The sequence below is a fragment of the Armatimonadota bacterium genome, assembly GCA_023511795.1.
Taxonomy (GTDB): Bacteria; Armatimonadota; UBA5829; order DTJY01; family DTJY01; genus JAIMAU01.
The window spans coordinates 315,868-328,361 of record JAIMAU010000001.1 but is presented as its reverse complement, the minus strand read 5'-3'; the positions used below and the strand labels follow the sequence as shown (position 1 = coordinate 328,361).

Here is a 12,494-nt window from a genome sequence, read left to right as displayed (position 1 = left end):
TTAATAAAGTAGAAAATCAAGCAAATTAGTATCCAATTGCCTTTAAAATCGCTTTAAGATTGGGTTCAATGATTATGGGAGTCGTAGCAACCTTAATGGCACGGTCAGGATCTTTCAGCCCATGGCCTGTAAGAACACAAACGACGGTCGCTGGTTCAGTAAAGTAGCCCTGTCTAGATAGTTTGTAAACGCCTGCAACAGAAGCAGCCGACGCAGGTTCGCAGAAAATTCCCTCAAGATTAGCAAGCATTTTGTATGCTTCCAAAATCTCGTCATCGGTGACTATATCAATTAAGCCGCCAGATTCGTCGCGCGCTGCAACTGCTTGCTTCCAACTTGCTGGATTGCCAATACGAATGGCAGTTGCAATTGTCTCTGGCTTTTCGACGGGATGCCCGAGAACAATTGGTGCCGCACCCACCGCCTGAAAACCAATCATTTTGGGCAGTCGGTCAATCTTCCCATGTTCTAGATACTCCTTATAACCTTTCCAGTATGCAGTGATGTTGCCCGCATTGCCTACTGGAATTGCATGATAATCCGGTGGTCCACCTAGAACATCGCATATCTCAAATGCGCCTGTCTTCTGTCCTTCAATTCTATAAGGGTTAATCGAGTTCACAAGAGTTATCGGGTAATTAGAAGTGATTTCCTTTACTAAATTTAGGGCATCATCAAAGTTCCCTTTGATTTGTAAAACCTTTGCCCCATGAATCATCGCCTGTGAAAGTTTCCCTAGTGCGATATTTCCCTCGGGAATCAGTACAATGCAATCAATTCCTGCTCGTGCACAATAAGCTGCGGCGGATGCCGAGGTATTGCCAGTTGATGCGCACATAACCGCCCTAGCTCCCTGTTCGACGGCTTTAGAGATGGCCATTGTCATCCCGCGGTCTTTGAACGAGCCAGTCGGATTCAGTCCTTCATATTTCAGGTATATCTTGAGGTTTGGCGCAATTTTACGAGCCAAATTTTCCGCTCGAATTAAAGGTGTGCTTCCCTCCAGGAGCGTGATAATGGGGGTCTTTTCGGTTACGGGCAAGTAATGCCGATATCTCTCAATGACGCCGACTCTTCGAAAAATATCCGTTTGTTGGTCAAGAACCATGTTTATTCCTCCACCCTAATCCAATTGCAAATTTCCGACACTTCCTGGAGTCTGCCCATCTCTTCCATTGCCTTGCGGAAGTTGCGCTCGGCAACTACGTGTGTTATTAGAACAATCTCTGCTTTGTCACCCTGTGAATCCTTCTGTACAACAGATGCAATGCTCACCTGATTATCGCCAAAGACCTTTGCCAACGCAGCTAGCACGCCCGGACGATCAGCAACTAGCATCCTGACATAGTAACGCGCTTGGATTGCTTCTATCCCTTGAACCGGCCTTTCGTCTTGGAACGGAAAAGGCAGGCGGGCATTTGAACCTGCATTGATGTTACGCGCAATTTCCATTATGTCGCCAACAACAGCGCTTGCTGTTGGCAACGAGCCAGCACCACGGCCATAGAACATCACATCCTGGACGAAGTCACCGCGGACATAGATTGCATTGTACACATCGCTCACCGAAGCAAGCGGATGCTTTGCGGATATCAATGTTGGATGCACTCTAGCCTGGATGCTTTGGCAATTTGCACGCGCTATCGCCAACAGTTTGATTACATAGCCCAGCTCCCTTGCGTATTCTATATCGCGCTGCGCCACCTTGGTTATCCCTTCGGTGTATATTTGGCGAACATCAACTACCGAACCGAATGCAAGCGATGCCAGAATGGCGATTTTGTACTGCGCATCATAACCTTCAATGTCATTGGTTGGGTCCGACTCAGCATAACCTGCCTTTTGCGCCTCTGCAAGTGCTTCGGCAAAATCTTTGCCTTCATTATCCATCTTGGTGAGAATATAGTTAGTTGTACCGTTGACAATTCCCATAACCTCGGTGATTTGGTTTGCGGCCAGGCACACGCGTAGAGGGCTAATGATTGGAATGCCTCCACCGACACTACCTTCGAAGTAAAGATCAAGACCGCTATCTTGAGCTTCAGCAAGAAGTGTCCGCCCTTCCTTTGCGATTAGTTCTTTGTTCGCAGTAACAACGTGCTTGCCGTTCTTGAGAGCACGATGAATAAAATCGCCAGCTGGCTTTACGCCTCCAATCAATTCTACGACGATATCTACCTCCGGGTCATCGATAACTTTGGAGACATTGGTAGTGAGTAAGCTGGGGTCAACTTTGACAGCTCGTGGTGTGGAAATATCAAGATCGCAGATTACGGAAAGTTCGATTTTCGAACCAACTTTGCGACAAATTTCTTCTGCATTCTCTAGTAGAAGTTTGGCTGTCCCCGTACCGACTGTCCCGAATCCAATAAGTCCGACCTTAATTAGAGGCTTCAACCTTTCCTCCCAAACATTATCAAAATGCCCATAATTGGGGGTAAGGAGTGAAAAGTACCGACGGTACCATGTTTCCTACCAAATTGTATATGCCCTCACTCAGTTAATGAGGTATCTATCGTCATCAGAATATCACCTTGCTGGACAAGCTTGGCGTTCTCAACAAAAATCGCGACTACCTTGCCACCTTGCTCAGTTGGTATCTCGCTAAACACCTTCATGGCTTCGATTAATCCTACTGTCTGCCCTGGCTCAACGATGTCGCCAATTTCTACATAGGGTGGAGAATCGGGAGAAGGACAGCGATAGAACACACCAATCATAGGAGATCTCAGTTGGTATAGGTGTTCCTCAGAAACAGCCTCTTCTAGAGAAATACTTTCGACCTCAGCTGGACCCTCCTCCTTAGGTAATTCGGCAACAGTTGTAAGATCAATACTAGGCATTAAAGTAACGGCGTGGTCTTCCTTGGCCTTGATTGTGACGCTAAAGCCTTCTTCTTCAATCGTCAACTCTGTAAGGTTGTTTTCTTCCACTAATGAAACCAATCTTTCCAGCTTTTCGTAATCAATATTTGAGCTCATGGGCAGGCAGTCCTTTTACCAAGCATTCGTTCTTGCTACTTTGTATGCTTGCGCTTTGATATTCTAATTTTCACTGATGTGATGGCTAAGTATAACATCCAGAGCCCAGCATGTCAATTTGACACAACGCTAAAAAGTTGAAAAAGATAGAGCATAAACAGTAAATGTTTGAAACAAAACTTGTGTTTTATGTGAGATTAGCCGATAATACCAATTGCTAGTGAATAAACCTGGCAATTTTACTAGGCTGGCTGGTATTTTGCATAACCCAAACTGTCAGGGGTAAAGCACATGCCATTACCTCGAGGCGCTTGAGCCGCCTCAGGAGAGGTAGCCAAATGTTAGTCTTGGCCAGAAAAGTTGGCCAGCGAATCGTCATCGCCGGTGACATAGAGATCACTGTGGTAGAGATCCGTGGCGAGCAAGTTCGCTTGGGGATCACAGCACCCAAGAACGTTTCAATTTACAGGAAAGAGCTTCTTGAGCAAGTAACGGCTGAGAACATAGAAGCCGCAGCTACAGCCCAGGACAACGGCGAACTGCTCAACCATGGAGAGAAAAAGGAATAACCTTTATAGACGCTGGAGGGCACGTTCGATGGTCCAGCGCAGGTCGGGGGCCGCTGTCTTTGCCATTTTTTCCAAGCTTGGTTTTGCTCGGTAGTCTCCAATAAGTCCCAGCGCATAAGCCGCCCATTTTGATGAAGCACCTCCCGAAGCAAGCACCTTAAGCAACGCAGGAGTTGCATTTGCGCCAATCACTGCCAATGCGCGACATGCGCGGTACTTGACCACATCGCTAGCATTTGAACTGAGCACTGAAACCAGCTTGGGAACAGCTTTGTCACCTATATAAGCAAGAGAATCAACTGCTGCCTCTGCTACTCTTCCGTCTGGATCTCCCAGTAATTTTACAAGCGGTTCAAGCTCAAGAGTTGCAGTCTGCTCACCAAGTCCCTTAGCAGCTGATAGGCGTATTACTGGGTCAGGATCGCTAGCAAGTACTAGCAAAACCTTTGCAGCTTCGGGCGAATCAATCTTCTCGAGCACGGCCGCTGCTGCTCTTCTCAAGTCTCGCGGGCCTGACATGGCAGCAACTACTGGTCCTACCGCCGGCGCTCCAACTCTCTGCAAGCTGGAGATAACCGAAGTCCTAACTTTCAAGTCAAAATCTGTTAATGCCGCAACCAAAGCTTTAACTGCTTTTTCCCCGCCAACGACGCTTAGCGACCTGGCAGCACGTGCGCGCACTTCACCATCGTCGTTGGGATTGCCAAGAACCTCTATAAATATGTCTGTCGCTCTTGGGTCGCATATCGTGCACAAAGAACTGATTGCCACCCGGCGCACGGCTGCAATGTCACGGGTGCTTTTAATTAGAGCAGGCGTTGCCTTCATGCTGCCTATCTTACCAAGACATACAGCCGCGGTCATTCGCACATCCTGGTCTTTATCTCTGAGCAGCTCAACGAACGCCGGAACACTCGGCTCGCCAATCCGAATTAATACATCGCTTGCCGCTACCCTTGTTTCAGGAGCTCGCACAGCTTCCTTAACCTTGGAGATTGCTGGTGGCCCAATTGCAACAAGTGCATTTGAAACACCCTTGCGCACGTTTTCGTCGGAATCTTTTAACGCGGGCACAAGCAAATCTATATGGTCCCTGCCTAGTACGACAAGTGCTGCTGCAACTCTGTTGCGAACTGTAACCCTTGGGTCTTTGAGGAGAACCAAGCACTGCTTTACCGTCATTGGCCCAGGCATGCGTCGGATAACCGTGCGTATGATGTTTATGCGCTCAAGCCGCGTCATTTCTTGCATTGTATCAAATAATCGATCACGCTCCATGAGCTCCCTAGCGGCGGCAACCTTTTGTTGTTGAGTGCCATAGCGAAGGTCGTGAGCCAATCTACTCATCTCCACGTGATTTGTAATACCTTTGGTAATACCATAAAGAATTACTCCGACAATCAAAATTCTCCAGAATAGTTTTTTCTTATTCAACTTATCCACTCCTAACTAATCCAACTTGGGAAATCATTCTTTATTCATTTTTCTTTTGCTTACCTTAATAGTATCGCAAAAGATGCAAGCGAAATAAAGAGTAGTGCAATCGCCCACAGCCGCCAGCGCGATGCTGTTAGTAATTGCGCTACGATTAGCAAGCACAACACCGTACCAATTGCCAATGTGATTATAATCTGGCCAGCTCCAAGCGCCGAATTACCTTCCGCAAAAGACTTCACTATGCCAATGATAGCGCCTAAGCCAACGCCAGCAATTACTCCAGGAACAAACCTCTCGAGAATTCCCAAATCAGCAGCCATGCTAATGATAAAGAGCATGGCGGCAAGAAGGCCTGCTATAATTAATCCTACCCCAATTACTCCGCCCTTTCCCATCACTGCAGGCAAAAGTGGAAGCATGCACATGACAAGAAGCGGTACATACCACCAAAATACTTCTTCAAACTGCCTTCTCGCCGGCAGAATTTCCACAACCGCCGGAATAGTAATCGCTTGGCCATCTATTTCCAATGTTAGATGGTCCTCATAAATGCCAGGCCGCCAAACATTTCCCCCTTCAGCAACCAGAAACAGACTCTGCTTGCGGCTGTTGAAAACCCGTGGGCTGACACTTAGCCATCCCGGCTGAGAAGCAACTCTCCCTTTTGTTTTTCCTCGCCCCGGTGCGCGAACTCGGAGCTTCAGGCTCTTTGTTTCCCCCTGGCGAACTTTGCCAAAGTTCAATTCGTCCAGCGAGAGTTCAATTTCTGGATTCTTGAACTCTTCTTTATTTGACGCAGGCAGATTCTCGAAATGTTTAGAGTCTGCTTGCGGAACCGACTTATCAATGCGCCCTAGGATAAACTTTAAGTCATCCCGTAACTCAGCTGCACTCTGGTAGCGGTCATATTTATCCTTCGCCAGTGCTTTGCAGATAACCTGCTCCAAACCACCCGGTAAAGATGGTTCGAGTTCGGTAATTGGAATTGGCGTGTCTTCCTCGACCGCTCGCTTCCACGAGAATGGGTCCTTGGGCTTTGCTGCTTGGAAAGGGCGCTGTCCAGTAAGCATTTCGTAGAGAGCAACGCCGACCGACCAAATATCTGACCGATGGTCCGAATGCTCTTTTTCCTCGAAGTCCTCTGGCGCCATATATGCGTAGGTTCCTGCACCACCTGCATAAGAACCGCTTCCCAAAATCTCCGCGAGGCCAAAATCCACTATTTTCGCTTTTCCATTCTCAGAAAGCAGAATGTTAGCCGGCTTAACGTCACGGTGGACAATATGATTCTTATGGGCAAAATCAAGCGCATCGCATACTTCAATGGCGATGCTCAATGCCTCTTTGGGCGAAAGTTTTCCCCGACGGCGCATGTACTCGTGAAGGTTTGTTCCTTTCACGTACTCCATGTCAATTACGAAGTGCCCGTTTATCTTGTCAACACTGTTCACCTGCACTATATTAGGATGGCGCAAGCGGTCGAGCACGCGCGCCTCCTCAATAAACCGTGCCTCATCTGCAGCCTGGAGACTTATCTCCTTTAAAGCAACATGTTTGCCAAGGAGGGTATCCCATGCAAGATATACAATGCCCGAAACTCCATGGCCAAGCACATCGAGCTTTTCATATTTCCCAATTTTTCCTAGCGCCATGGTTATTGATACTGAATAATTGGTGTTTAATTAGGCTGTGGACCATTAGACACTTCACTTTGAGCTTTAACGCGGATTACCTTCAGCCGCCCACTATCAATTACGAATATGTTCCCGTCCTTGTCTACCGCGAGTGCTTCAGGAGCAACAAGCTTGCCCTCTCCAATCGTTGTTAGGAAAAGACCATCGGGCGCAAACTTTACGATTTGCTTTCCGACAGGATTGGAGATATAAAGATTACCTTGAAAATCTGAAGCAATCATAAACGATGCCATAGATGGCTTAGGTTTCAGCAAGTCGCTAGCCGCCAGGGAGCCAAGAATAGCGCCAGAAGAATCCAGCCTAAGCAAACGGCCCTCTCTATCAACAACATGTATTAACCCGTGCCGATTGAGCAAAAGAATTCTGCCCTGGAGCGGCACATGGCTAAGTGAGACGGGTTCATCGTACTCGATATTTGCAAGGTTTATATGCCGCGTCTGGACTTTCTTAATAGACGGCGGCTTTAGGTGCCTCCACGGAAGCAAGCAGCTTCCGCAAACCCCAATCGCGATTCCCAAAAGCAAGGCAATTATACCAATGAATATCGAGAAGCTGCGTTTATTCCTGGGGATGGCTGGTGTAATGCTCTTATCCTCTCCATAGGCTGCAACAACAGCGGTTATGTTATCCGAACCACCATTCCTCAGCGCCGCATTCACAAGCTCGTCGCATGCCTCCACAGGACCGGACGCACTAGCTAGGATAGATTTTATTTCAACCTCAGAAACAGGAACTGTCAAACCATCTGTGCAGAGAAGAAGAATATCGCCAAGTTTCAAGTCGGCAGAGCTTATCTCAGGCTCTGCATCTGGCTCTATACCTACCGCACGAGTTACCACATTGCGGAACCGACTTTTGCGCGCTTGCTCTTCGGTTATTTCGCCTGCCTTGATTTTCTCAGCAACGAACGAGTGATCCTCTGTTAGACGGCGAAGCTCTCCGTTGCGAAAAAGGTAAGCGCGACTATCACCCATGTGCCCCAAGTAAACCTGTTCACCTTTGACTGCGGCAACGACACAAGTTGTCCCCATGCCTTGAAGTTCGGGGCTAGATGCCGCCTGCCTGTAAATGGCATCATTTGCCGCTTTAAAACTGTGCGCCAACGCTCCTCTGATATCCATAATTCCACTGACTAGTTCTGCAAGGAGCACATCCCGGATGGTATTAACAGCCATGACGCTTGCTATTGAACCAGAAGACCTTCCACCCATGCCATCTGCAACAATGTATAGACCATCGAGTACCCCTTTGAGTTGTTCAGATGGAACAGTTAGGCAAGCATCCTCATTTGAAAACCGCTTTCCTTTGTGAGTCTTGTATGACGAACTTATGGTCGGGATAGCCATATCTACCTGTTATAAATCTCTCTTCAGCAAGCCTATCACATACACCACAAACAACGTGAGGCATGCCAAAAACACATATTTTAATATCCCTAGGGTATAACTGAAGAGACTAATCCATTTCAAAGCCAATCTCTACTTTCCCTATAATTATCTTATCGCCTGGCAGAAGCCTCACCGGCGAGTATGCAGGGACTAGCTCGCCATTGATTCTGGTTCCGCCACGGCTACCGAGATCCTCCAAGTAAAAAATTATCCCGTCAGGCGAGAACACCCTGGCATGGTTACTTTCTACGCCGGTATCCATAATGCGAACATCGGAAGTCAGGGACTTGCCAATAATGACCTCTGATGCCAACAGAAATTCTTCGGTTCCGGATGGAGCTTTAAGTAGCAGTCGTGGGCGCCTTGCACGAGAAGTAGCAAGCGGCGAAATCTTCAGTTCGGCTGCCAAGCTTTTGAAAACCATTTGTGTTGCGCCAAGCCTGATGCGGTCGCCATCTCTGAGTAAGTGACTTTCAATGCGTTCGTCATTCACCCAAACGCCGTTTGTGCTGTTCAAATCTCTAATCGTGAAGCCTTCTTCGCCAAGGGTGATTCGAGCATGCCTTTTCGAAACCATTCCATCCTTATCAAGAACCAAATCGTTGTCCAGCCGCTTTGACCTCCCGATTAAAATGTCGGGCTTATTCAGCGTAAATTGTTGGACTCTCCCATCAACATGATTAACAATAAGAGTTGGGGGTGCAATCGTTGCGTCATCCCATGTCTCGACGGCGGGTACGGTGTGTTCCTCCTCGAGCTTATAAGGCATTTGTAGACAAATTTGATTGGACATTTCAATTTCCTTCTCAGCAGGACGAACATCCCATTTACACTTTACCCTTAGTTTCTCTAGCTGAGATTTGCCTTCCTGAACGGATAATTCTTCAATGGTAAAATCCAGCGGTCCACGAAGGTAGTACTTATTCTGCGCCATATACTTGCGGAGGGCTGATTCGAGCTCTGCTTTATCTAGAAATGCCAGAAGGTAGTCTCTTTCCTCGTCGCTTTCAAAGTTGAGCTCAAGTACATATTTATTCGGCACATAAACTTTGCCATCAATCCCCTCCTTGCGGTTATCCTCCATTGCATTGATGATTTTTCGCAGAACATCTCTTGGCCGAATATCGCTTTCTGCATTGCCAAACCAGGATTCATACCAACCAGCGAAGGCTTTGTTCAGTTTCTCAAATATATCCATATTCAGCATCCCTTCGTGGAATCACCGCTGCTGTATATTAATACGAGAGGCTGCCAATATTTGTTGGCAAGGCTTTGTTTGGCTTGTCAATTATAGCGAGTCTTAAGGCATAATACTCTTACCACGCTTCAGGATATCATCGATTTGCTCGGTTGATTCAAAGCCGACAATTATGGAATCAATGCAATCGAGGCCAAGTACATACTTAAGCGAAGCATCACGCTCCTCAGCTATTGTCCCCTCGCCTAGAATTTTAATCCCAACTACGGCCTTCCCTGTGTTATGCAGTTTCTTTATAACCGGCACTACCTCGGAAGGTTGGCCGTCCATTTTCGCGCCCTTGTGGTTAACACGAACAAGGGCAAGATCTACCCATGAGTTCTCAATCGCTGACTTCATTGCCTCAAGCGAATGGATTGAAATTCCATGTGCTCGGATAATCTTCTTTTCCTTCGCCGCCGAAAGCACATCCATAATTTCGCGCTGGTCAGCAGCCCATGTGCCCTCAGTTACGCAGTGAACCAAGAGAATATCTATATAGTCGGTACCGAGCTCTAAAAGAAACCGATTCAAATCCTGCTGAGCGTCTTTGCACGTGCGGTACCATATCTTAGTTTGGATAACATAGTTTTCCCGAGGTATTCGCTTGAGAGCAGCGCGGACATACGAGTGTGTACCATAGATATCTGCGACGTCGAAATAGTTCACCCCAAGGTCATAAGCATAATTGATTAAGCGAGAAAACCTAACCGTTCCGAGTTTGGTTTGATTTGAACGCTTGTCCCAGCCTTTTGTACCCGTACCAAAGCCGAGATAGGAAACCCTGATGCCGGTTTTGCCTAGTACTACACGGTCGGTTAGCGATGCAAGTTTTCGCTCTGAATTGGCAAGCAACTTAGGTGAATATGCAGTAGCTATGGCACCAGTCAAAAATTCACGTCTAGTTATCTTAGGAGACATTTTTTCACCTCACACGAAAGCGCAGTATAGACACAACTGCATTCCCCCCAGGCTTGAGGTTCTTCATCACAACTGGTATGCGCCCGGTTGAAGTATCGCTTGCGGCAACTGGAACCTTGATCCACCTACCTGATTGAAAACCCTCATATTCCCCTATTAACCGTCCTGCTACCCTGATTGATTGTTTCCGACCACCAACAAAATTGTCAGGGTCGATAATGAACATGCGCAATGTTCCTGAAACCCCTTTTGGACAAATGATGTCGAATTCAAGCGAATCAAAATCAGCCCAGCAGTAATTAACAGGACCTGGCCAAGGTGAACCCGAGAATGAATAGCCCTTCTTTAAAACAAAATCCCAGCCCTCTGCGAGGTATTCATCTTCATTCTGTAATCTGCCGCAATGCACGACAAAAGTCTCTCCGGGCTCAGGTGGCTCGGTTTTGGCTTGGGGCGCTACAAAAGGCCGGCGATTTCTTGCTGGCGGCAGCGGAGAAAACGGCATATGCGGCTCTTTCTGATACCAATATGCCACGCTTGAAATTTGGAGGGGGTTCTCAGATTTAGAGAACTCTTCACGGAAGAAAGGCGCTTCGTTCTTGCCGAAGCCGACTGTCATCCTTAATGAATTTTTAAATGAAATGCGGTCATTGAGAGTAAAACGATACGCCGCCGCACCGTTTAGAAACGGCTGGTATCCAGTATACGCAAAGCTATTCGCATGCTCGGGGAATCCCCAGCTAAAGCCAAATGAATCCTCTAGACCTTGCCATTCAATGGATGGTTCTGCTTCTCCATCGATGTAGAATTTAACATTTTCATCTACTGGATATCCTCCCGATGGATTACCAACATGCCGAATGGTAACATTCCAACCAACAAATTGTCCCCTACCTTGTGCTTCGAAAACCTTGTAATCTTCCCTGCCAAGAAGGAGCGTCTTCTGCCGCCAATTAGCATGAAAATATCCGACATCCGGGGGCAATGACTTAAGCGTGCGGTAGATAACATAGCTATAACACGGGTTTGCCGACCACGAACCGTTTGGATAGCGCGGATTGTCCGTTTCGACCTCAACTCGGGCCGACTTGGCGAATGGCATTGGGAAATAGCAATTCCACCCACGCTTCTTGTTAACAAGAGCTGATTCCACACGCTCAAGAGCACCATTGGGGTCACAGAAGAAATCTACAAGCGGTGTCTCAACACTAGGATTTTTCTCGCCATCCCAATAAATTCTTAGTATTGCATCGCGATTCAACTTCATCGCCTGCGGAAGTGCAAAGTGAATCATTGTAATGATCCCCGGCCCCTTCAAATCAGCAATTATGACTTTGCTTCGCCCTTCGCCAAACTGCACTTCCTTTGGGTTCTCACCCCAAAGCGCGTTCACCTGTTTAGTTTCCCCTTCCCAAAGGCGACAGATTGATTCAACTTGGGGATAGATGTCAAGCGCAGCTTGGCAAATAATTACGTTGAGGAACATAGCTAACACAAGGGCAGCCTTTGATACCATTTGTGAACCTCCCTAAGAATACTGAGGTAAAGTTTAGCACATGGTTTATTTCCTAAGTTCCGCAGGGCTCCCCAGAAATCCTTTGGCAAACCATGCTATATCCTTTGCGAAGATTTGCCCACGTCAGCTATGCTTTGCAAACACTTATGAAGATATAAGAAAACTCAGTGAAGACGGAATGCAGATGCCTGTAGAACTGTGAATAATGCCGAGAGTAATATCAGAAAAATGGCATTGCCTGTATCTAATACACGCCGTCCTTGCTCATCCCGGTGGACAAACATGATTAGTATAAGCATGCCAATTTGGCCACCAGGAAAAAGGAGGAAAACAGTCCACGAGGGAATGGTGTTATATGGAGTAGCCGAGCCTGCCCAACCTGATGGTATCTGTTCGGGAAGACGAGGGTAAACGATAACTGCCATCACCATTTGAGCGATGAAACCAAGTATAATGGCGATTAGCGACGCAAGAAACCCTGCATATGTGCGCTTTGGCTCTTTTATCGGTTTTGATTGATTTTGAAGTTTTTGTTGATTCTTCTTATGCTTTGCCATGGTCTTCCTGGACGTTGAACTTTTTCATTAGTAAATTAATTATACACTTTATGGTCTCCTTCTGCGAGTGTCAATTATTCAAGTATTGCAGAGCGCATTAACAGCATATTTTTCCATATGTTTAGGCTACTTTTTCTGCCCTGCGCTGAAAAAAATAAACCCAGCAACTCCAACGAATAATGCGCAACAAAGTT

General features: G+C 47.0%; 11 protein-coding genes. 1 reads left to right on the top strand and 10 read right to left on the bottom strand.

What is annotated here, in order from left to right:
* Positions 1-25 precede the first annotated feature (25 nt).
* From thrC to accB, 3 genes are all read right to left on the bottom strand, one after another.
* Positions 26-1,108, bottom strand: a complete 1,083-nt coding sequence (gene thrC, locus K6T99_01410) for a threonine synthase (GenBank protein MCL6518466.1) — start codon at positions 1,106-1,108, stop codon at positions 26-28.
* A gap of 2 nt (positions 1,109-1,110) precedes the next feature.
* Positions 1,111-2,397, bottom strand: coding sequence for a homoserine dehydrogenase (locus K6T99_01405; protein ID MCL6518465.1), 1,287 nt, complete (start codon positions 2,395-2,397; stop codon positions 1,111-1,113).
* 95 nt (positions 2,398-2,492) lie between these two features.
* Positions 2,493-2,981, bottom strand: a complete 489-nt coding sequence (gene accB / locus K6T99_01400; protein ID MCL6518464.1) for an acetyl-CoA carboxylase biotin carboxyl carrier protein — start codon at positions 2,979-2,981, stop codon at positions 2,493-2,495.
* 338 nt (positions 2,982-3,319) lie between these two features.
* Between accB and csrA the strand changes: the two genes are divergently transcribed.
* Positions 3,320-3,550, top strand: a complete 231-nt coding sequence (gene csrA, locus K6T99_01395) for a carbon storage regulator CsrA (GenBank protein MCL6518463.1) — start codon at positions 3,320-3,322, stop codon at positions 3,548-3,550.
* Positions 3,551-3,553: 3 nt separating this feature from the next.
* On the opposite strand, the gene K6T99_01390 is transcribed toward csrA, so the two are convergent.
* From K6T99_01390 to K6T99_01360, 7 genes are all read right to left on the bottom strand, one after another.
* Positions 3,554-4,984, bottom strand: a complete 1,431-nt coding sequence (locus K6T99_01390; GenBank protein ID MCL6518462.1) for a HEAT repeat domain-containing protein — start codon at positions 4,982-4,984, stop codon at positions 3,554-3,556.
* Positions 4,985-5,043: 59 nt separating this feature from the next.
* Positions 5,044-6,639 carry a protein kinase gene (locus tag K6T99_01385; GenBank protein MCL6518461.1) on the bottom strand — a complete coding sequence of 532 codons (1,596 nt, stop codon included), beginning with the start codon at positions 6,637-6,639 and terminating at the stop codon, positions 5,044-5,046.
* A 26-nt stretch (positions 6,640-6,665) separates the two neighbouring features.
* Positions 6,666-8,027 carry a Stp1/IreP family PP2C-type Ser/Thr phosphatase gene (locus K6T99_01380; GenBank protein MCL6518460.1) on the bottom strand — a complete coding sequence of 454 codons (1,362 nt, stop codon included), beginning with the start codon at positions 8,025-8,027 and terminating at the stop codon, positions 6,666-6,668.
* Between the two features lie 109 nt (positions 8,028-8,136).
* Complete coding sequence (locus K6T99_01375) at positions 8,137-9,267, bottom strand: DUF3662 domain-containing protein (GenBank protein MCL6518459.1); 1,131 nt, start codon at positions 9,265-9,267, stop codon at positions 8,137-8,139.
* Between the two features lie 102 nt (positions 9,268-9,369).
* Positions 9,370-10,227 carry an aldo/keto reductase gene (locus K6T99_01370; GenBank protein ID MCL6518458.1) on the bottom strand — a complete coding sequence of 286 codons (858 nt, stop codon included), beginning with the start codon at positions 10,225-10,227 and terminating at the stop codon, positions 9,370-9,372.
* Between the two features lie 4 nt (positions 10,228-10,231).
* Complete coding sequence (locus tag K6T99_01365) at positions 10,232-11,743, bottom strand: DUF2961 domain-containing protein (protein MCL6518457.1); 1,512 nt, start codon at positions 11,741-11,743, stop codon at positions 10,232-10,234.
* Between the two features lie 164 nt (positions 11,744-11,907).
* Positions 11,908-12,300 carry a DUF1648 domain-containing protein gene (locus K6T99_01360; GenBank protein ID MCL6518456.1) on the bottom strand — a complete coding sequence of 131 codons (393 nt, stop codon included), beginning with the start codon at positions 12,298-12,300 and terminating at the stop codon, positions 11,908-11,910.
* Positions 12,301-12,494 lie beyond the last annotated feature (194 nt).